At 69.1% G+C, this 23,021-nt stretch carries 2 protein-coding genes; both read right to left on the bottom strand.

The genetic code is table 11. The annotated features are described in order from the left end of the window. Positions 1-6 precede the first annotated feature (6 nt). On the bottom strand, positions 7-16,773 hold the full coding sequence (locus QHF85_RS03315) for a non-ribosomal peptide synthase/polyketide synthase (protein ID WP_281325561.1): 16,767 nt from the start codon (positions 16,771-16,773) through the stop codon (positions 7-9). Then, a complete protein-coding gene (locus QHF85_RS03310) occupies positions 16,770-23,021 on the bottom strand; it encodes a non-ribosomal peptide synthetase/type I polyketide synthase (protein WP_281325560.1) in 6,252 nt (2,083 codons plus the stop codon). The genes QHF85_RS03315 and QHF85_RS03310 overlap by 4 nt, the downstream gene beginning before the upstream one ends.

Below are 23,021 nucleotides of genomic sequence, written 5' to 3'. Positions count from 1 at the left end.
CTCCCTTCAAGAAGACCGTGATGCACCTTGCACGATTTTCGCGACGTGGTCGACGAGAGGCGGGCGCAGGACGCTGAAATGATCGCAGGGCAGGTCCCACGTCGTAATCGTCGGGACGAGCTCGCTCCAGCCGCCGGTGGGATCCTTGAAGGAGGACACGTCCTCCTCCTCGACGGCCAGAGCGCCCGTCGCGCGAAGGAGCGACGTCCGCACGGCGGCATTGCGAGGCACGTACGTGCGCAGCGCCCGCAGGTGCGCCTCGTAGACGCCGAACGTGCGACGAAGGAGGGTCTCCGCCATGCCCGCGGGGAAGATCCCCTGCTCGACGGCCAGCGCCGCGAGAAGCGCGTCCCGTTCGGCCGGAGAGGCCACGAGCAGGCGGGACTCCTCCTCGCTCGACAGGGTCATCCCATGCTCGCGCGCGAAGAGGAGGGCCAGCGAGACGTCGTCTGGATCCTGCATCCGCGAGGGCAAATGGGTGTCGACGAGGATGACCTCTTCGACCGAGACCCCGCGCGCCGAAAGCTCCCTGGCCATCTCGAAGGCCACGAGGCCGCCGAAGGACCAGCCGAGCAGCCGAAGGGCTCCCCCGGGATGCGTCTCCAGCAAAGCATCCACGTAATGCTGGGCCATCGTCACCACGTCATCGACGGGCTCCCCCTCATCGAGCCCGCGGGCGTGCAAGGCATGGAGAGGTTGCTCGTCACCGAGGGCCCGCGCGAGATCCAGGTACGAGAGCGCGGAGCCGCCGATGGCGTGGACGCAATAAAGGGGGGTGCGCGCGCCGCGGGGCTGCAATGTGACGAGAGGCGAGCGCGGCCTTTCGCCGTCCTCGCGAAGCGCGGCGGCCACTTCTTCGATCGTCGCGCCGCGGAGCAGCCGGGCGAGCGGCAATTTGCGGCCGATCTGGCTCTCGACGCGGGCGACGAGCCGCGCGGCGAGCAGCGAGTGGCCTCCGAGGGCGAAGAAGTCGTCGCGGGGGCCCACGCCGCGCACGCCGAGCAGCTCCTCCCAGAGGGCCGCGAGCTCGAATTCCAGGCGATCGAGGGAGCGCCGCGGCGCCTCGGCACCAAGCGCAGAGGCGGGCTCCGGCAGGGCGCGTCGGTCGACCTTGCCGCTCGGCGAGAGTGGCAGGGCGTCCAGCGTGACGAAGGCCGCGGGGATCATGTAATCGGGGAGCAAACGCGCGAGGTGGTCGCGCAGCTCGGACGGCGACGGCGCGCGCTCCGGATCGGCCACGACATACCCCACGAGCCGGTCGCCGCGCAGGTTCACCGCCGCGCCCCGCACGCCCGGGTGCGCGGCGAGCGCGGCTTCGATCTCGCCGAGCTCGATCCGGAACCCACGGAGCTTCACTTGCTCGTCGACGCGGCCGAGGAACTCGAGGTCACCGCCCGGCAGCCACCGCGCGCGGTCGCCCGTACGATACATGCGAGCGCCGAGCCCGGGCGCGAAGGGATCCGGCAAGAACCGCTCCGCGGTCAAACCATGACGCCCCTCGTAGCCGCGCGCGAGGCCGACGCCGCCGATATAGAGCTCGCCTGGGACGCCGAGCGGCGCGGGCCGCAGGCTCGGATCGAGGACGTAAACGCGCATGTTCGGGAGCGGCCGCCCGATGGGCAAGCTGCCCTCGCTGGGCTCGTGGGCGAACATCGTCGCGCACACGGTGATCTCCGTCGGGCCGTACGCATTGATCAGCCGGCGGCCCTGCGACCAGCGCCGCGCGACCTCCGGGGGACAAGCCTCGCCGCCCACCCAGAGCAAGCGCGGCCGCGCGGCGGCGACCTCCGGCATCACCGCGAGCGCGGATGGGGGCAAAAGCGCCGCGTCGATCGCACGATCCTCGATCAGCGACGCGAGGCCGCCGCCTGGCTGGAGCGCCTCGGCGTGCGCCAGCACCAGGCAACCGCCCACGGGCAACGCCAAGAGCAACTCGAAGACGGACGCGTCGAAGCTCGTCCGCGAGAATTGCAGCACCCGCGCGCCTTCGCCCAACCCGAAGAGACGGCGCTGCGTCTCCGCCAGGTTGCACGCCCCGCGGTGCGCCAGCAAGACCCCCTTGGGTTTGCCCGTCGATCCCGAGGTGTAAATGATGTAGGCGAGGTTGTCCGGCCGCGCGCCGCTCTGGATTCGCGCGTCGCTCGCCGCGTCGAGCTGCGAGACGTCGAGCAGGGCGCACCCCGGCGCCGTGAGGCGTTCGCCGGGCTCTCCGCGGGCGATGAGCAAGCGCGCGCCGCTGTCGCGCAGCATGTATTCGAGGCGCTCGCGCGGATAGGTCGGATCGAGCGGGACGTAGGCCCCGCCGGATTTGAGGATGCCGAGCAGCGCCGCGATCTGATCGACGGACCGCGGGAGGCAAAGCGCGACGCGCGCCTCCGGCCCCACGCCTCGCGCGCGCAGCACGTGGGCAAACCGGTTTGCCCTGCGATCCAACTCGGCATAGGTGACGTGCTGGCCCTCGAACAGGAGGGCAAGGGCGTCAGGCGTACGATCGACCTGCGCCTCGAAGAGCTCATGAATGCATGCGTCGTCCGGGTAGCGCGCGCCGGTGTCGTTCCATTGCGCGAGGAGACGCGTCTCTGGCTCCGTCACGAGCGGCAAGTCCGCCACGCGCGTCTCGGGCGAGCGCACCGCGCCTTGCAGCACGAGCACGAGCCGCTCCGCCATCCGCGCAATGGTTTCCTCGTCGAAGAGGTCGTTCGCGTACACCAGCGAGCCTTCGAGCGCGTCCCCTCGCTCCGTCAGATTCAGCGTGAGGTCGAACTTGGCCGCCTCCGCGCCCTCCAGCTCGACCGGCGTCACCTCGAAGTCGCCTGCGGCGAGCGCGCTCGTCGGCGTGTTTTGCAAGACAAACATCACCTGGAAGAGCGGCTGCCGCGAGAGATCACGCGTCGGCGCGAGCTCCTCCACCAGCTTCTCGAAGGGGATGTCCTGGTGCGCATACGCGTCCAGCGTCGTCTCTTTCACCTCGGCCAGCAGGTCCACAAACCGCCGCTTGCTGCCCACATCCGCGCGCAGCACCAGCGTGTTCACGAAAAACCCGATCAGCCCTTCGAGCTCCTTTTGCGTGCGGCCCGCGATCGGCGTCCCCACCGCGATGTCTTCCTGCCCGCTCAGACGGTGCAGCAGCGCCTGGAAGCCGGCCAGCAGCACCATGAACAGCGTCACGCCCTGCCGCCGCGCCAGCGCCCGAAGCCCCTCGGTGAGCTCCGCGCCCAGCGACACCTTCACGCTCGCTCCACGATGGCTCGGCGCGCCCGGACGCGGTCGATCCGTGGGCAGCTCCAGCGGCGCTACGCCCGACAGTTTTTCACGCCAGTACCCGAGCTGCCGCTCCAGCACGTCGCCGGACAGCCAGCTCCGCTGCCACAGCGCATAATCGGCGTACTGCACACGAAGCTCGGGCAGCACGGCCGCACGCCCCGCCCGAGCGGCCTCGTAATGCGCCACGAGCTCCCGCATCAGCACGCCCATCGACCAGCCGTCCGAGACGATGTGGTGCATCACCATCACCAGCACGTGATGCCTGGCCCGCAGCCGGAAGAGGCGCACCCGGATGAGCGGGCCCGCCGCGAGATCGAACGGACGCAAGACCTCCTCGGCGCCGGCGCTGTACGCGGCGGATTCGGGGTCTTCGGCCGTCGACAGATCGTCCAGGCGTAGCTCGAAGGCGCGCGGCGCATGAATCGTCTGCCTCGCTCGACCCTCGACCGCCTCCAGGGTCGTCCGCAGCGCCTCGTGCCTATGCAACAGCGCCTCGAACGCCTTGCGCAGCGCCTCCACGTCGAGCTCGCCCGAGAGCCGCAGCGCGAACGGCATGTGGTACGCCGTGCTGCCCGGCGCGAGCTGATCCAGGAACCACAGCCGTTGTTGCGCGAACGAAAGAGGCAGCTCGCCCTCTCGACTCTGCCGCGTGACGCGCGGCAGGACCATGCCCCCCTTTCGCTGCTCCACCTCGATACGCTCCGCGAGGCCCGAAACCGTCGGCGCCTCGAACAGCGCGCGCAGCGGCACTTCCACGCCCAGCGCCGCACGCACACGCGAGACGAGCTGCGTCGCCAGCAGCGAATGGCCTCCGAGCGCGAAGAAATCGTCGTACACGCCCACCCGCGGCAGCCGCAGCACCTCGGCGAATGCTTCGGCAAGCGTCTGCTCCACCGGGCTCCTCGGGCCAGGATCGTTTTCGCTCCCCGCCACGGGCGCGGGGGAAGGCTCCGGCAGTGCGCCACGGTTCACCTTGCCATTCGGCGAGAGCGGCAATGCCGGGAGCGCCACGAAAGCGGCAGGGATCATGTACTCCGGGAGCAGCCCCCGAAGGCTTTCGCGCAGCGACGACGGTGCCGGAGGTGGCTCCGATTCGGCCACGAGATACGCTACCAGCCGATCCTGGCGCGCGACGACCACCGCGTCCCGGACCCCCGGATGGGACCTCATCGCCACCTCGATCTCGCCGAGCTCGATGCGGAAGCCGCGCAGCTTGATCTGGTGATCCGCTCGGCCGAAATACTCCAGCGTCCCGTCGGGCAGCCACCGCGCGATGTCCCCGGTGCGATACATCCTCGCGCCGGCCTCGGGCCCGAACGGATCGGGCAAGAATCGCTCGGCCGAGAGGCCTGGACGATCGAGATACCCCCGCGCGAGGCCTACCCCCGCGAGGTAAAGCTCCCCGCGCACGCCCACCGGCACGATTCGCATCTGCGGATCGAGCACGTACGCCCTCGTCCCTCGGATGGGCCGACCGATTGTCGGCGCCGTGCGCGCCCCTCGCTCCACGAGCGTGAAGGTCGAATACGTCGTATCCTCGGTCGGCCCGTACAGGTTGTAGAGCTTCTCCACGAACGGGAGCTCGTGAACCCGCTCTGCGAGCGACAGCGGCAGCGGCTCGCCCGCCAGGTTCACGGTCCTCACGGAGCCCGGCACCCCTCGCATCCGTACGAGCTCCGCCATCGCCGACGGGACGGTATTCACCAGCGTCACGTGGTCGCGGTCGGGCAGCGTCGGCAATGCGAGCGCGTCGGGAGCCAGCACCACCACGCCTCCCATCGTGAGCGGGCCGAAGATCTCGAAAATCGAGAGGTCGAAGCACACCGACGTCGCCGCAAGCACGCCGCGCATCTCCGCGGGCGAGAACACCTCGGTTGCCCAGCGCAGGAACTGCGTGGCGCTCCGGTGGGTCATCGATACGCCCTTCGGTCGCCCCGTCGAGCCGGACGTGTAGATGAGGTAGGCCAGGTTCTCCGCGCGCGAACCGGCCTGCAATCGCTCCCCTCCGGCGGGATCGTCCTCCGTGACGATGTCATCCAGGCACAACGCGCGCGCGCCTGCTGCCGGGAAAGCCCCGACGAGCGCACGCGACGTGAGGAGGAGGCGCGCGCCGCTGTCCGCGAGCATGTATTCGAGGCGCTCGCGGGGATAGGCCGGGTCGAGCGGGACGTAGGCCGCGCCGGATTTGAGGATGCCGAGCAGCGCCACGATCAGATCGACCGTGCGCTCCAAGCACACCGCCACGCGCTTCTCGGCGCCGACGCCTCGCGCGCGCAGCGCGTGGGCAAACCGGTTTGCCTTGCGATCCAGCTCGGCATAGGTGACGTGCTGGCCCTCGAACAGGAGGGCGAGGGCGTCAGGCGTACGATCGACCTGCGCCTCGAAGAGCTCGTGAATGCATGCGTCGTCCGGGTAACGCGCGCCGGTGTCGTTCCATTGCGCGAGGAGACGCGTCTCGGGCTCCGTCACGAGGGGCAGGTCTGCCACGCGCGCCTCAGGCGAGCGCACCGCGCCTTGCAGCACGAGCACGAGCCGCTCCGCCATTCGCGCAATGGTTTCCTCGTCGAAGAGGTCCTTCGCGTACACCAGCGACCCTTCGAGCGTGTCCCCTCGTTCGGTCAGGTTCAGCGTGAGGTCGAATTGGGCTGCCTCCGCCCCTTCCAGCTCGACCGGCGCCACCTCGAAGTCCCCCGAGGCGAGCGCGCTCGTCGGCGTGTTTTGCAAGACAAACATCACCTGGAAGAGCGGCTGCCGCGAGAGATCACGCGTCGGCGCGAGCTCCTCCACCAGCTTCTCGAAGGGGATGTCCTGGTGCGCATACGCGTCCAGCGTCGTCTCTTTCACCTCGGCCAGCAGGTCCACAAACCGCCGCTTGCTGCCCACATCCGCGCGCAGCACCAGCGTGTTCACGAAAAACCCGATCAGCCCTTCGAGCTCCTTCTGTGTGCGGCCCGCGATCGGCGTGCCCACCGCGATGTCTTCCTGCCCGCTCAGACGGTGCAGCAGCGCCTGGAAGCCGGCCAGCAGCACCATGAACAGCGTCACGCCCTGCCGCCGCGCCAGCGCACGAAGCCCCTCGGTGAGCTCCGCGCCCAGCGACACCTTCACGCTCGCTCCACGATGGCTCGGCGCGGCCGGACGCGGTCGATCCGTGGGCAGCTCCAGCGGCGCTACGCCCGACAGCTTCTCACGCCAGTACCCGAGCTGCCGCTCCAGCACGTCGCCGGATAGCCAGCTCCGCTGCCACAGCGCATAATCGGCGTACTGCACACGAAGCTCGGGCAGCACCGCCGCACGCCCCGCCCGAGCGGCCTCGTAATGGGCCACGAGCTCCCGCATCAGCACGCCCATCGACCAGCCGTCCGAGACGATGTGGTGCATTACCATCACCAGCACGTGATGCCTGTCTCGGAGCCGGAACAAGCGCACGCGGATGAGGGGGCCCGCCGCGAGATCGAACGGACGCAGGACCTCCTCGGCGCCGGCGCTGTACGCGGCGGATTCGGGGTCTTCGGCCGTCGACAGATCGTCCAGGCGCAGCTCGAAGGCGCGCGGCGCATGAATCGTCTGCCTCGCTCGACCCTCCACCGCCTCCAGCGTCGTCCGCAGCGCCTCGTGCCTATGCAACAGCGCCTCGAACGCCTTGCGCAGCGCCTCCACGTCGAGCTCGCCCGAGAGCCGCAGCGCGAACGGCATGTGGTACGCCGTGCTGCCCGGCGCGAGCTGATCCAGGAACCACAGCCGTTGTTGCGCGAACGAAAGAGGCAGCTCGCCCTCTCGGCTCTGCCGCGTGACGCGCGGCAAAACCATGCCCCCCTTTCGCTGCTCCACCTCGATACGCTCCGCGAGGCCCGAAACCGTCGGCGCCTCGAACAGCGCGCGCAGCGGCACTTCCACGCCCAGCGCCGCACGCACACGCGAGACGAGCTGCGTCGCCAGCAGTGAATGGCCTCCGAGCGCGAAGAAATCGTCGTACACGCCCACCCGCGGCAGCCGCAGCACCTCGGCGAATGCTTCGGCCAGCGTCTGCTCCACCGGGCTCCTCGGGCCAGGATCGTTTTCGCTTCCCGACATGGGCGCGAGGGAAGACTCCGGCAGCGCGCCACGATCCACTTTGCCATTCGGCGAGAGCGGCATTTGCTCCAGCACGACATACGCGCTCGGGAGCATGTACTCGGGCAAACTCTCCTTCAGCGCATCGCGCAAATGGGAGGCGGCAGGGGCCGTCCCCGGTGCCTCCGGCACGAGATAAGCAATCAGCCGCTTGTCCCCATCGGCGTCCTGACGCGCCACGACCACGGCTTCTCGCACCGCGGGGTGCCTCAGCAAAGCTTGCTCGATCTCGCCCAGCTCGATCCGGAAGCCGCGCAGCTTCACCTGATGATCACGCCGGCCCACGAACTCGACCGTGCCGTCCTCCAGCCATCGCGCGAGATCGCCGGTGCGATACATGCGCGCCCCTTCGGTCCCCGCGAAAGGATCGGGCAAGAATCGCTCGGCCGTCAGCCCTGCCTGCGACCAATAGCCACGCGCAAGACCATCACCCCCGGTATACAATTCCCCTACCACGCCCAGCCCGACGCGCTCGAGCCGGTCGTCGAGGATGTACACCCGCGTCTGGTCAATCGCCGTGCCCAGCGGAACCGTATGCCCACGCAGCGGACCCTCCACCGGACCGAGCGTCGTGAACGTCGTGTTTTCCGTGGGCCCATACCCATTGATGATTCGCGTGCCCGGCAGCCGACGACGCGCTGCCTCCACGTGCCGCAGCGACAGCGCGTCTCCGCCCGCGAGCAGGGCGCGCACCCCCGAAAGGATCTCTGCGCTGCTATCCACGATCTGATGGAACAACGGCGCCGTCAGCCACAGCGTCGTCACACCGTGCCGCTCCAGCACCGCGCCTAGCTGCGACAGCGAGAGCACTCCGGCCGGCGCGATCGCCACACGCGCGCCATGCAGCAGCGCGGACCAGATCTCGAAGGTCGACGCGTCGAACGCAAGCGGCGCATACTGCAAAAACACATCGGACGCCTGCACCTGCAAATGCCTGCGGGCCCATGCGAGGCGCACGACCGCGCGGTGAGGCACAAGGACACCCTTCGGTTTGCCCGTGGAGCCCGACGTGTACACGACGTACGCGCCTTGCTCGGCGGCCATTCGGAGCCCGAGGTCCGCATCGGACTCGCCCGCCGCAACGCTCGCCTCCACGTCGAGAGGCACCTGCGCCACGTCGAGCCGCGAGCTTTCCCCCGCGAGCGCAGGCTGCACGAGGGCCACGCGAAGCCCGGTGTCTCGCGCAATGAAGCCGAGACGCTCGACGGGAAGCGATGGATCGAGCGGCACGTACGCGCCGCCGGCCTTCAGAATGGCGAGCAGCGCGATCACGGCCTCGGGGGAACGCTCCGCGAAGACGCCGACGGGGACGTCCGCACCCACCCCGAGACCACGAAGGTGGCGCGCAAGGCGATTGGCGCGTCGATTGACCGCCTCGAACGCGAGCACGCCGTCGTCCCACGCCAGCGCGATCGCGTCCGGCGTCTTCGCCACTTGTGCCTCGAAGAGCGCAGGGATACCCGCCTCGCGCGGGTAGGGCGCCGTGGTCTCATTCCAATGCGAAAGCAGCCGCTCCTCTCGCTCCGTCAGAATCTTCCAGTCCGAAATACGCCCCTCGGGCGCGCTCGCCGCCTGCTCCAGCACCAGCCGCAGCCGCTCCACAAGCAGCTCCGCCGTCCTCGCGTCGAACAGGTCGGTGGCGTATTCGAGCACTCCCTCGACGGATCTCCGCTGATCCGTGAGGTTCAGCGTGAGGTCGAACTTGGCGGTCTCCGCGCCCTCCAGATCGACCGGCGCCACGCCGAGCCCCCCCACGTTCAGCTCACCGACGGGGGCGTTTTGCAAGACAAACATCACCTGGAAGAGCGGCTGCCGCGAGAGATCACGCGTCGGCGCGAGCTCCTCCACCAGCTTCTCGAAGGGGATATCCTGGTGCGCATACGCGTCCAGCGTCGTCTCTTTCACCTCGGCCAGCAGGTCCACAAACCGCCGCTTGCTGCCCACATCCGCGCGCAGCACCAGCGTGTTCACGAAAAACCCGATCAGCCCTTCGAGCTCCTTTTGCGTGCGGCCCGCGATCGGCGTCCCCACCGCAATGTCTTCCTGCCCGCTCAGACGGTGCAGCAGCGCCTGGAAGCCGGCCAGCAGCACCATGAACAGCGTCACTCCCTGCCGCCGCGCGAGCGCCCGAAGCCCCTCGGTGAGCTCCGCGCCCAGCGATACCTTCACGCTCGCTCCACGATGGCTCGGCGCGGCCGGACGCGGTCGATCCGTGGGCAGCTCCAGCGGCGCTACGCCCGACAGTTTTTCACGCCAGTACCCGAGCTGCCGCTCCAGCACGTCGCCGGACAGCCAGCTCCGCTGCCACAGCGCATAATCGGCGTACTGCACACGAAGCTCGGGCAGCACCGCCGCACGCCCCGCCTGAGCCGCCTCGTAATGGGCCACGAGCTCCCGCATCAGCACGCCCATCGACCAACCATCCGAGACGATGTGGTGCATCACCATCACCAGCACGTGATGCCTGGCCCGCAGCCGGAACAAGCGCACGCGGATGAGCGGGCCCGCCGCGAGATCGAACGGACGCAGGACCTCCTCGGCGCCGGCGCTGTACGCGGCGGATTCGGGGTCTTCGGCCGTCGACAGATCGTCCAGGCGCAGCTCGAAGGGGCCCGGAGGATGAATCGTCTGCCTCGCTCGACCCTCGACCGCCTCCAGGGTCGTCCGCAGCGCCTCGTGCCTATGCAACAGCGCCTCGAACGCCTTGCGCAGCGCCTCCACGTCGAGCTCGCCCGAGAGCCGCAGCGCGAACGGCATGTGGTACGCCGTGCTGCCCGGCGCGAGCTGATCCAGGAACCACAGCCGTTGCTGCGCGAACGAAAGAGGCAGCTCGCCCTCTCGACTCTGCCGCGTGACGCGCGGCAAAACCATGCCCCCCTTTCGCTGCTCCACCTCGATACGCTCTGCGAGGCCCGAAACCGTCGGCGCCTCGAAGAGCGCGCGCAGCGGCACTTCCACGCCCAGCGCCGCACGCACGCGCGAGACGAGCTGCGTCGCCAGCAGCGAATGGCCTCCGAGCGCGAAGAAATCGTCGTACACGCCCACCCGCGGCAGCCGCAGCACCTCGGCGAATGCTTCGGTCAGCGTCTGCTCCACCGGGCTCCTCGGGCCAGGATCGTTTTCGCTTCCCGACATGGGCGCGAGGGAAGGCTCCGGCAGCGCGCCACGATCCACTTTGCCATTCGGCGAGAGCGGCATTTGCTCCAGCACGACATACGCGCTCGGGAGCATGTACTCGGGCAAACTCTCCTTCAGCGCATCGCGCAAATGAGAAGCGGCAGGGGCCGTCCCCGGTGCCTCCGGCACGAGATAAGCAATCAGCCGCTTGTCCCCATCGGCGTCCTGACGCGCCACGACCACGGCTTCTCGCACCGCGGGATGCCTCAGCAAGGCTTGCTCGATCTCGCCCAGCTCGATCCGGAAGCCGCGCAGCTTCACCTGATGATCACGCCGGCCCACGAATTCGACCGTGCCGTCCTCCAGCCATCGCGCCAGATCGCCGGTGCGATACATGCGCGCCCCTTCGGTCCCCGCGAAAGGATCGGGCAAGAATCGCTCGGCCGTCAGCCCTGCCTGCGACCAATACCCACGCGCAAGACCATCACCCCCGGTATACAATTCCCCCACCACGCCCAGCCCGACGCGCTCGAGCCGGTCGTCGAGAATATACACCCGCGTCTGGTCAATCGCCGTGCCCAGCGGAACCGTATGCCCACGCAGCGGACCCTCCACCGGACCGAGCGTCGTGAACGTCGTGTTTTCCGTGGGCCCATACCCATTGATGATTCGCGTGCCCGGCAGCCGACGACGCGCTGCCTCCACGTGCCGCAGCGACAGCGCGTCTCCGCCCGCGAGCAGGGCGCGCACCCCCGAAAGGATCTCTGCGCTGCTATCCACGATCTGATGGAACAACGGCGCCGTCAGCCACAGCGTCGTCACACCGTGCCGCTCCAGCACCGCGCCCAGCTGCGACAACGAGAGCACTCCGGCCGGCGCGATCGCCACACGCGCGCCTTGCAGCAGCGCGGACCAGATCTCGAAGGTCGACGCGTCGAACGCGAGCGGCGCATACTGCAAGAACACATCGGACGCCTGCACCTGCAAATGCCTGCGGGCCCATGCGAGGCGCACGACCGCGCGGTGAGGCACCAGCACGCCCTTCGGTTTGCCCGTGGAGCCCGACGTGTACACGACGTACGCGCCTTGCTCGGCGGCCATTGGGAGCCCGAGGTCCGCATCGGACTCGCCCGCCGCAACGCTCGCCTCCACATCGAGGAGCACCTGCGCCACGTCGAGACGCGAGCTTTCCCCCGCGAGCGCAGGCTGCACGAGCGCCACGCGAAGCCCGGTGTCCCGCGCAATGAAGCCGAGACGCTCGGCGGGAAGCGATGGATCGAGCGGCACGTACGCGCCGCCGGCCTTCAGAATGGCGAGCAGCGCGATCACGGCCTCGGGGGAACGCTCCGCGAAGACGCCGACGGGGACGTCCGGACCCACCCCGAGACCACGAAGGTGGCGCGCAAGGCGATTGGCGCGTCGATTGACCGCCTCGAACGCGAGCACGCCGTCGTCCCACGCCAGCGCGATCGCGTCCGGCGTCTTCGCCACTTGTGCCTCGAAGAGCGCAGGGATACCCGCCTCGCGCGGGTAGGGCGCCGTGGTCTCATTCCAATGCGAAAGCAGCTGCTCCTCTCGCTCCGTCAGAATCTTCCAGTCCGAAATACGCCCCTCGGGCGCGCTCGCCGCCTGCTCCAGCACCAGCCGCAGCCGCTCCACCAGCAGCTCCGCCGTCCTCGCGTCGAACAGGTCGGTGGCGTATTCGAGGAGGCCGAGGATTTGCCCGTCCTGCTCGAACATGGAGAGGGTCAGCTCGAAATGCGCTGTGGGGATGTCGACGGATACGGGGGAGATCGAAAATCCGTCGAGGTGCACCGCGTCGAAGGGCGCGTTTTGCAGGACGAACATCACCTGGAAGAGCGGCTGCCGCGAGAGATCACGCGCCGGCGCAAGCTCCTCCACCAGCTTCTCGAAGGGCAGGTCCTGGTGCGCGTAGGCGTCGAGCGTGGCCTCCTTGACCTGCGCAAGGAACTCGAGGAAGGTCGGTCCACGCGAGAAGTCCGCGCGGAGGACGAGGGTGTTGACGAAAAAGCCGACGATCCCTTCGAGCTCTCTGCGCGTGCGCCCCGCAATCGGGGAGCCGACCGCAAAATCCTCTTGCCCGCTCAGCCGGTGCAAGAGCGCCTGGAACCCGGCGAGCAGCACCATGAACAAGGTGGTGCCCGTCCTCTGCGCGAGCGTGCGGAGCCCGTCCGAGATCCGCGCCGGGATCGATACAGGGAGGGTGGCGCCGCGCTGCGACGCGACGGCGGGCCTCGGCCTGTCCGTCGGCAATTCGAGCGGCGCGACGCCGGCGAGGCGCTTCCTCCAGAAGGCGACCTGCTGATCGAGCACGTCACCCGAGAGCCAGCTCCGCTGCCACAGGGCATAATCGACGTAACGGATCGGGAGCGGGGGCAGCGCAATGGGCTGCCCGCGACGAAATGCCTCGTAGAGCTGGACGATTTCCCGGACGAGCACGCCCATGGACCAACCATCGAAGATGATGTGGTGCATGTTCGCGACGAGGATGTGCTCCTCCGGCCCGAGCCGCAGCAAGAGCGCGCGAATGAGGGGGCCCCTGCGCAGATCGAAGGGGTTGAAATGGGCCTGCACGGCGATGCGCCGAGCCTCCGCCTCGGGATCCTCGGCGCGCGACAGGTCCTCGACCACGAGCGGGAAGGGCCCGACGGGATGAATGCGCTGGACGGCGCGCCCGTCGACGAAATCGAACGTGGTGCGCAGCGCCTCGTGCCGGCGCGAGACCTCGTCCATGGCGCGCTGGATGGCGTCGATGCTGATCGTGCCCGTGAGCCGCAGCGCCAGGGGCATGTGATACGCCGTGCCCTCCGGATCGAGCTGATACAGAAACCAGAGCCTCTGCTGCGCGAACGAAAGCGGGACGTCCCCGTCGTGCTGGGCGCGCTGGAGCGCGGGCGCCACGAGCTTGCCGCGGCGAAGCTCCACCTCGATCACCTTCGCCAATCCCCCCACGGTGGGCGATTCGAAGAAGGACCGGAGCGGCAGGTTCACGGAGGCCGCCGCCCGAATGCGCGAGACGAGCTGCGTGGCGAGGAGCGAATGGCCGCCGAGCGAAAAGAAGCTGTCGTGCAATTCGACGTGCGGGACCTGAAGGACCTCGGCGAACGCGCGCGCGACCATCTGCTCGACAGGCGTGCGCTGCGGGGCCTCCGCCTGCGGATCCGGGCGGAGGGCCGGGAGCGCAGCCCGATCGACCCCGCCCTTCGGAGTCTGCGGATCCAAGAAAACGTAGGCCGTCGGGAGGGTGGCGTCCGGCAGGCGCGATGCGAGGAACGCTCGCAAATCCCCGGACGAGGGGGGCGGCGCCGCGGAGGGCACCACATACGCCACGAGCTGGGCGCCTTTCCCGGGTTTTTCCTGGGCCACGACGACGGCGTCACGCACGCCCGGATGCTCGGAGAGAGCCCTTTCAATGGCCGGCAGCTCGACGCGCGCGCCGCGCCCCTGGCCCCGATCGTCGCGGCGTCCCAGCAATACGATGCGACCGTCCGGCAGCCAGCGCGCCAGCACCCCCGTATCGAACATCCGCGCGCCCGCCTCCTCGCTGAAGGGGTCGGGGACGAAGCGCGCAGCCGTGAGAGCAGGGTTCGAAAGGTACCCGCGCGAGACGCCCAGGCCGCCGATATGAAGGTCCCCCCGCGTCCCCACCGGGGCTGGCTGGCCATACGAATCAAGGATGTAGACCCTGGCCCCAGCGACGGGCCGGCCCGCGGGCACACGCTGGCCCGACGCGAAGATCTCCGATAGCTCTCCGGCCATGTTCACGCCGGCCGCTTGTGCCAGGCCAAACGTGCTCCAGAGCCGCACCTGGGAGCCCGCGAGCGACCGCCATTGATTGACGCGATCGACGCGCGCCGCCTCGGCGCCGCCGAGGAGCACCCGACGCAACGAGGGGGGAACGGGGCGCCGCGACTCGACGAGGTGCGCGACCACGTCGTGCCAGAACGGCGTCGGGAGAACGACCGAGGTGATGCGCGACCGTTCACAGGCTTCGAGGAAGCCCGCCGGATCGTGCGTCGCCGCGTCCCGCGCGACGAGGCACCCGCCCGCGAGCATGCACAAAACCATTTCGTCGTCGAACCCGCCCGAAGAAAACGGGGCGAGCTGGAGCACGCGCTCGTCGTCGCCAAGGCTCAGCCTATCGCGGAGCGCGACGGCCACGCTCGCGAGGGCGCCGTGGGGCACCGCGACCCCCTGGGGTTCGTCGGTCGCAGAACGATCGAGACGCACGCAAGCCAGGCTCGCTGGAGACGTTTGGCGGGACAGACGATCGCTCGGCACGCCCTCCTCGGTCGCCATATCGACGAGCTCGTACGGCAGGTCGATCGCCGCGGGGGGCTCGACCAGCGCGTGCCGAGTGAGCAGGAGCGAAGCGCCGCTTCGACGCACGATCGCGCGTGCCTCGTCGATCCGCGCGTCCGGCGCGAGGAGCACGTACGCCCCGCCCGCCGCGAGGACCGCCCAGATCGCGACGACGAGGTCGGCGGTCCTGTCCAGGCGAAGGGCCACGCGCACCTCGGGGCCGACGCCGCGTTGCCGAAGCCGGAAGGCCAATCGATTGGCGCGAAGCTCGACCTCGCGGTAGGTCAGCCGCTGCGCCCCGTCCTCGACGGCAATCGCCTCCGGAGTCCGATCCACCTGCGCCTCGAGGAGGTCGAGCACCGAGCGCACCTCCGGCTTGCGCTCGGCGGATCGACCGTGCTCGCAGAGGATCCGCGCGCGCTCGTCCGCGGAGAGGAGCGGCAAGGCGGCGATCGTGATTGCCGGATCGACGGTGAAGGCTTCGAGGATTCGCTCGTATTGCCCGAAGAATTTGCGGATCGTCGACGCGTCGAAGAGATCGGTGTCGTACTCCGCCGAGATGTCGATGCCCTCGGACGACCACCGGGCGCTGATCACGAGATCCATCTGGCTCGTGCCGCGCTCGACGTATTCGGGCGCCATCACGAGGCCGGGCATCTTCATGGAGTTGATGGGCAGGTTCTGGTTGATGAGCATCACCTGGAGGAGCGGCGTATGCCCGGTGTTCCGCCCCTTCTCGACCGCCTCGAGCACCCGCTCGAACGGCACGTCCTGGTTCGCTTGCGCGCCCAGCGTTCGCTCACGAACCTGCTCGACCAGATCCCGGAAGCGCAGATGCCTGGAGGAGAAATCGGCGCGAATTAGGAGCGTGTTCGGGAAGAGCCCGACGATGTCCTCGAGCTCAGGGCGCGTGCGCCCGGCGCTCTGCGTGCTGACGACGATCTCGTTTTGCCCCGTCCAGCGGTGGAGCAAGGCATGCAAGCCCGCGAAGAGCACCATGAAGAGCGTGGCCCCCTCGCGGCGCCGTACGACGCCGCTCAGCGTCTCGGCGAGCTTCGCGGGATACCGGAACCGGAGCATCGCGCCGCGCCGCGCCGGGACGGCGGGCCTCGGCCTATCGAGGGGCAGATCGAGGGGCTCGACGTTGGCGAGTTGTTCCTTCCAGTACGCGAGCTGGCGATCGAAGACGCTCACCAAAAACCGACGCTGCCACACCGCGAAATCCGCATACTGGATCGTCAACGCGGAGAGCGGGGAGGGCCGCCCCTCGCGCAACGCCTGGTACAGGGTGACGAGCTCACGCGTCAGAATGCGGAACGACCAGCCATCGGAGGCGATCGGGTGCACGTTCACCACGAAGACGTGCTCGAATCCATGCAGGCGGATGAGGGTCGTGCGCAGGAGCGGACCGCGGGAAATGTCGAAGGGCTCGTGCGCGCTCGCCAGCACGAGGCGCCTCATTTCGTCCTCGCGCTGCTCGGTCGGCAGATCGGAGAGATCCCGGATGGGCAAGAGCCAATGCGTGGGCGCATGGACGATCTGGCAGGGCGCCCCGTCGCGCATCTCGAAGGTGCTGCGCAGCGATTCGTGCCGCCGCACGATCTCCTCGAAGGTCCGCCGGAGCGCGTTGGTATCGAGGTCGCCCGAGAGACGCAACGCAAAGGGGATGCTGAACGCGGCGGCGTTCGATTCGATCTGATCGACGAGCCAGAAGCGCAATTGCGCGAACGACAGCGGGAGGTGGCCGTCCCGCGGCGCGGGCGTGATCGGCGGCAGCTTCGAGGGATCCTCCTCGGCGCGCAGGATCGCCCGCAAGGTCTCCTTGTGACGCTTGAGCTCGGCGAGGAGCTCGGGCGTCAACGCGCCACGCGGCGCGCTGTAACGCAGAGCGTCCCCTTCGAGCCAAAGCTTGACGCCGAGGGAGCGCACATGCTGCAAGAGTTCGGCGTCGGTCACAGCTCCCCCTCCTCGAGGTCGAGCGCTTCGGGTGCTGCGTCCGCGTTCGTCGCGCCGCCCGCCGGCAAGAGCCGCTCGACGCTCCGCGCGAGGGCGGACACCGTCATCGATTGGAGCGCGTCCCGCAGCGGAAGCGAGACGCCGAGCGTATCGCGGATGCGCGAAAGGACGTGCGTCACGAGCGGCGGCTGGCCGCCGAGCGAAAAGAAATCGTCGTCGAGGCCCACGCTGGAGACACCGAGCACCTCGGCGAAGATGGCCGCGATGGCGCGCTCGACGCGCACCTCGGCCTTGCCCGTCGCGTCGGCCGTCCCTTGCGCGTGCGGCGCGGGCAGCGCTTTTCGATCGAGCTTTCCATTCGGCGTGAGCGGGATCGTTTCAAGCGCGACAAACGCGGCGGGGATCATGTACTCCTGCAGCGTGCGGAGCAGGTGCTCGCGGAGCTCCGTGGCCGAAGGTGGCTCCGCAGCGGGGATCCAGTAGGCCACGAGCCGCTTGTCGCCAGGGATGTCCTCCCGCACCACGACGACCGCGTCGCGCACGCCCGGGTGCGTCTTGATCGTATTCGCAATCTCGCCGAGCTCGATTCGATACCCGCGCACCTTGACCTGCTCGTCGATACGCCCGAGGTATTCGAGGACGCCGCCCGGCGCCCAACGGGCGAGGTCGCCGCTGCGATAGAGGCGATGGCCGGGCTCGTTGGAGAACGGGTCGGACACGAAGCGCGTTGCCGTCAGCGCAGGGCGCCCCATGTAGTTGCGCGCGAGGCCCGCGCCGCCGACGTAGATCTCGCCGGCCACGCCCGGCGGCACGAGCTGCCGGTAGCGATCGAGGACGTGCACCTGCCAGCCCGGGATCGGCCTGCCGACGAGCGAGCGCCCGAAGGTCACGTCCCGCGCGCGCACGCGCTGGAAGGTCACGTGCACCGTGGTCTCGGTGATGCCGTACATGTTGACGAGCATCGGCGCCTCGTCGCCGTGCCGCGCGAACCAGGGCGCGAGGTGCGCAAAATCGAGCGCCTCGCCGCCAAAGATCACGTACCGCAGCGCGAGCGGCGCCGCAGCATTCTCGCTGTCCCAGGCGACGAACTGCCGGAACGCCGACGGGGTCTGGTTGAGCACCGTCACGCGCTCGCGCTGGAGCAGCGCGTGGAAGTCTTCGGGCGAGCGCGCCTCCAGGTGCGGGACGATGACGAGGCGACCGCCGTGCAGCAGCGGCCCCCATATCTCCCAGACCGAGAAATCGAAGGCGTAGGAATGGAACAGGGTCCAGACGTCGTCCGCGCCAAACCGGAAGAGCTCGCCGGCGGCCGCGAAGAGGCTCAGCACGTTGCGGTGCGTGATGCCGACGCCCTTGGGTTTTCCCGTGGAGCCGGAGGTGTAGATGACGTACGCGAGGTTGTCCGGACCAACGCCCTCCCGCAAGGGTGTGGTGTCCTCGCCGGCGATCGCGTCCCCTTCCACATCGAGGCAAAGGACCTCGGCGCGCACGTCCGGTAGCTGCGCGCGCAAGCTCGTCGTCGTGAGCAGGACACGCGCGCCCACGTCCTCCAGGATGAACGCCGTGCGCTCGCGGGGCGACATGGGGTCGATGGGGACGTACGCTCCGCCCGCTTGAAGCACGGCGAGAATGGCGATCATCATCTCGACCGAGCGCTCGACGAAGAGGGCGACGAGGACGTCTGGGCCGACGCCGGAGCGCTGGAGGCGCAGGGCGAGCGTACGGGCGCGCGCGGCGAGGTCCCGGTACGTGATTCGGTGATCGTCCGCGACCAGGGCGACAGCGTCGGGCATGCGCTCGACCTGGGCCGCGAAGGCGTCGGGCAGCGAGCGCGCGAGGAGCGGTGGGGCGGTCGTCGTGCTGCACCGGGAGAGCTCCTCGCGCTCCGCGTCCGTCAGCAGGGGCAGGTCGGCGACGCGCACGCGCGGATCCCGGACGATGGCCTCGTACATCGAGCAGAGCCGCGCGGCGAGGCGCTCGACGGTGGGCCGATCGAAGAGGTCGACCGCGTATTCGATGCGGCCCCGGAGCACGCCATTGCTTTCGCCGAGGTAGAGCGAGAGGTCGAGCTTGGACGTGCCGCTCGTGATGGGCCGCGCCGAGACGGAGAGCCCGTCGATGGTGACGTTTTCGAAGGGCTTGTTTTGCAGGGCGAAGAAGACCTCGAACAGCGGTGATCGGGAAAAATCCCTCGCCGGCTTCAGCTCGTCCACGAGCTTTTCGAAGGGAATCTCCTGGTGGGTGATCGCCCCGAGCGTGGTCTCCTTGATCTGCGAGAGCAGCGACAGGAACGTCAGGTCGTCCCGGAAATCGGCGCGCAGGACGAGCATGTTGTAGAAGACGCCGACGAGCTGCTCGAAGTCCTCGCGGTTGCGGCACGCGACCGGTGTTCCGAGGGCGACGTCGGTCTGCCCGCTGAGCCGGTGCAAGAGCGAAAAGAAGCCCGCGACGAGCACCATGAAGAGCGTCACGCCCGCTTCCCGCGCGAGGGCCCCGAGCCCCGCGGTCACCGGCGCGGGGAGCTCGATCTCGACCCAATCGCCGCGGAGGCTCGGCCTCGGCGGCCTCGGTCGATCGGTCGGCAAATCCAGGGGCGTGAGGCCGTGGAGCTGCTTTTTCCAATATCGCAGCGCCCGCTCCATGGCCTCGCTTTGCATGTAGTCGCGATGCCACGCCGCGTAATCGGCGTACTGGATGGGCAAGGGAGGCAGCTCCGGCGCGCCCGCATTGACGATCGCGTTGTAATGGGCGGCGACCTCTCGCACGACGAGGAGGAGCGTCCACTCGTCGGAGACGATGTGGTGCATGTTGAAGACGAGGACGTGCAGCTCGTCCTCGAGCTTGATCAAGAACATGCGCAAGAGCGGGCCGGTGTGCAGGTTGAACGCCCGCTGCGCCTCCTCGCTCATCAGCCGGTTGGCCTCGGTTTGTCGCGTCGCCACGGCCGAGCTCGAAAGGTCCACGACGGGCAGCGCGAGCGGCCCAGGCGGGTGCAGGCGCAAGACCGGGAGGCCCTCGTGGCTGTCGAAGGTGGTGCGCAAAACGTCGTGGCGACGCACGAGCGATTCGAAGGCGCCACGCATGGCGTCGACGGAAAGCCGCCCGGACAGCTCCAGCGCATACGGCATGTTGTAGGCAGGGCTGTCGGGCTCGAGCTGATCGATGAACCAGATCCGCTGTTGCGCGAAGGAATACGGGCGCGTGGCCGTGGACGCCGCAGGCAACACGGGGCGGTGCGCCTCGCTCCGGGCCTCGGCGAGGCGCGCGGCGAAGCTGCCCACGGTGGGCGCCTCGAAGAGCACACGCACGGGGATGTCGACGCCAAACGTCGCGCGGATCCGAGAGGTGACCTGCGTCGCGAGGAGCGAGTCGCCGCCGAGGTCGAGGAAATCGTCGTCCAGGCCGATGTTCGTGGTGCCGAGGATCTGCTCCCAGATCTGGACGAGCTTGCTCTCGATCTCGCTTTCCGGCGCGACGTACGCATTCCGGAACCCGACGCGCGCCTCCACCGGCGGGCCGGGCGCCTGGTCGCGCTTTCGGTCCGCTTGCTCTTCGGCGCCAGGGGCGGGGCGCTGCGGGGCGTCCACGGGCGCCGCCATGGCCGTCGCAATGGCGGGCTCGATCCAGAAGCGCTTGCGCTCGAACGGATAGGTCGGCAGAGGGACGCGCAGCCGGCGCTCCTGCCCGCGGTAGCCGGCCCAGTCGACCACGACGCCGGCTTGCCACAACCTCCCGAGCGTCACGTGCAACGCCTCTTCCTCGGGCCTCTGCTCCTCCTGCGCGAGGGAGGGCTCGATCACGCGCCCCTGCCCCGCGGGGATACGCCGCGCAAGGCGGCTCAGGGTGCGCCCGGGGCCCACTTCGAGCAGCACACGGCGCCCGTCCTCGAGGAGCGTCGTGAGGCCCTCGGAGAAGCGCACGGTGCGGAGCAGGTGCTCTGTCCAGTACACCGGGTCCTGCGCCTGCTCGGGCGTGATCCAGGTGCCCGTCACGCACGAGACGAAGGGCGTCTTGCCAGGTCGAGGCCGCGCCGCGCGGACGAGCGCGGACAGCTCGCCGACGATGGGCCGCATCATGGGCGAATGGAAGGCGTGCGAGGTGGCGAGGCGGCGGGCCTCCACGCCGGAGGACGCGAGGCGCTGCTCGATCTCCGCGATCGCGGGGATCGGGCCCGAGAGCACGCATTGATTCGGGGCATTGACGGCGGCCAGCGCGACGTCGCCGCCAAGGAAGTGCGCAATCGCGTTCTCCGCGAGCGGCACGGCCAGCATCGCGCCCGGCGGCAAGCGCTGGACGAGCTTGCCGCGCTCGGCGACCAGCCGCAGCGCGTCGCGCAGATCAAAGACGCCCGCGAGGCAGGCCGCGACGTATTCGCCGACGCTATGCCCGATCATGGATTGCGGCGTGATCCCCCAGGATCCCCAGAGCTGGGCGAGCGCGTACATGACCGAGAACATCGCGGGCTGGGTCCACGCGGTCTCTTTCAGGCGGTCGGCAGCGCGTGCCTCCTCGCCCTCCGGCGGATAGAGGATCGCGCGCAGATCAGCCTCGAGCAAGGGGCGAAGGATCTCGGCGCAGCGGTCGAGCTCGCGCCGGAAGACCAATTCGTGACGGTAGACCTGCGCGAACATCTGGACGGTCTGCGCGCCCTGCCCGGGGAAGAGGAACGCGACGGGCCGCTCCGAGGGTTGCTCGTCCAGCGCGACGTGGATGTCCCGCAAGCGCCGCGTGGCCTCCGCCGCGCTGCCGGCGACGACGAAGCTGCGATGGGGAAACACCCTGCGTCCGACCTGGAGCGTGTGCGCCACGTCGGCGAGGACGAGATCGGGGTTGTTCTCGAGGTGCTGGGCGAGCCGCTCCCTCGCGGCTCGAAGCGCCGCCTCCGTTTTGGCCGAGAGGACGAGGAGCTCGGCCGGGCGGCCGGGCGAACCGGCGAGCCGCGAAGGAGGCTCTTCGAGCACCGCGTGCGCGTTGGTCCCGCCCATTCCGAAGGAGCTCACCCCGGCGCGCAGGGGCGTGGGGCCGCTCCAGGGCGAGAGGGTGGTATTGACGAAGAAGGGGCTACCGTCCCAGTCGATGGCAGGATTCGGCGTCGCGCAATGCAGGCTGGCCGGGATCTTCTTGTACCGGAGCGCGCACGCCGTCTTGATCAAGCTCGCCACGCCGGCGGCGGCGTCGAGGTGCCCCACGTTGGCCTTGACCGAGCCGATCGCGCAGAACCGGCGCTCGTCCGTGCTCTCGCGGAACGCCTTCGTCAGCGCTTGCACCTCGATGGGATCCCCGAGCGGCGTCCCCGTGCCGTGCGTCTCGACATACGAGATCGTGTCGGCCGAGACGTCCGCGTTCGCGTGCGCCTCGGCGATCACCTGCGCCTGCCCCTCGACCCCGGGGGCGGTGTAGCCGGCCCGCAGCCCGCCGTCGTTGTTGACCGCCGATCCCTTGATCACCGCGTAGATGTGGTCGCCCGCGGCGATCGCATCCTCGAGCCTCCGGAGCGCGACGACGCCCGCCCCGCTCCCGAAGACGATGCCCTGCGCCTTCGAATCGAAGGGGCGGCAATGCCCGTCGGGCGAGAGAATGCTCCCCGGGACGAACCGATACCCGTGCTGCTGGCTCAGGTTGATGGACACGCCGCCCGCGAGCGCGACGTCACACTCCTCGTTGAGGAGGCTCTGGCAGGCGATGTGCACCGCCACGAGCGACGTCGAGCAGGCGCTCTCGACGAGGAAGCTCGGTCCCTTGAGATCGAGCTTGTAGGAGACGCGCGTCGTGAGGAAGCTGTTGCCGTTGCTCAGGCTGACCTGGAGCGGATCGAGCGAAGCGAGGACGGCGGGGTTCGACCAGATGTGGAGCAGCAAATAGGTGCTCAGCGCCGCGCCGCCGAAGACGCCCACCAGGAGATCCTTGCGGGGCACGATGTACCCCGCGTCCTCCAGCGCCTCCCACGCGCATTCGAGGAAGATGCGCTGCTGCGGATCGAGCAGCTCCGCCTGGCGCGGCGGATACCCGAAGAAGGCGGCGTCGAAATGCGAGACGTCCTCCACCATGGCCGTCGCCCGGACATAGCTCGGATCCCGCACGAGCTCCGGAGACACACCCCGCGCGAGGAGCTCCTCCTCGGTGAACGTCCTGAAGGACTCCACGCCATTGCAGAGGTTTCGCCAGAACGCCGGCACGTCCCGGGCGCCCGGGAAGCGCCCCGCGAGGCCAACGATCGCGATTTCCATACCCGTCCCAGCGACATCCAT

The organism is Polyangium sp. 6x1, assembly GCF_029946515.1.
In the GTDB taxonomy this organism is placed as follows: domain Bacteria; phylum Myxococcota_A; class Polyangia; order Polyangiales; family Polyangiaceae; genus Polyangium.
Note: the sequence above shows the minus strand (reverse complement) of the source record. Positions and strands in the feature narration are given on the sequence as shown.